At 42.2% G+C, this 576-nt stretch carries 1 pseudogene; it reads left to right on the top strand.

From position 1 onward, the window contains the following. Positions 1 to 488 (top strand): annotated as a pseudogene (locus P5674_RS25685) (recombinase); the annotation flags it as partial. Positions 489 to 576: the final 88 nt, after the last annotated feature.

Here is a 576-nt window from a genome sequence, read left to right as displayed (position 1 = left end):
AGTTAGTGTTAGTGATTGGAGAATTTACCTATTTTGGGGGTTCTACTAAGACAGGCTGGCGGTTAGCTATCCCAATGTCAAAAGACAAGACTCTGATTAACCGCTTAGGGATTCATAACGTCTACTTACCTGTTACTAAGTCTAAAAACCCTGGTATGTTTAACGATAATCACCGTAAATGGTTATCACAACATAATTGGGGATTTACTCAAGCTTATGCTTTCCGTCATCTTGGTAACCAACTGGGAGAGATGAATGGGATACCACAGGAAATCAGAGCGCGTTCGTTTGGTCACTCGGTAACGGTTAATGACAGCAAGTACAAAAAACGTCGCAACCTTGCCACAGAGTTAGGTATCCTGACGCGGCATCAAAGGCAACCATTGCCGTTAGACATGGGAAGGCAAGTGTTAACCAATAATGGTATCAATCCAGACCTACCAGAGGTTAAGGCTATTCTCAGATTGCTATATCAGCTTGATGATTAATCTCCAATAAACCCACAATACAACACCCCCTAGGTATTTAGCCTAGGGGGTTTCATTTTGCACTAACTCCTAATAATGCGATCGCTTT

Origin of the sequence: Limnospira sp. PMC 289.06 (genome assembly GCF_032350395.1) — a bacterium.
Lineage (GTDB): Bacteria > Cyanobacteriota > Cyanobacteriia > Cyanobacteriales > Microcoleaceae > Limnospira > Limnospira platensis.
Note: the sequence above shows the minus strand (reverse complement) of the source record. Positions and strands in the feature narration are given on the sequence as shown.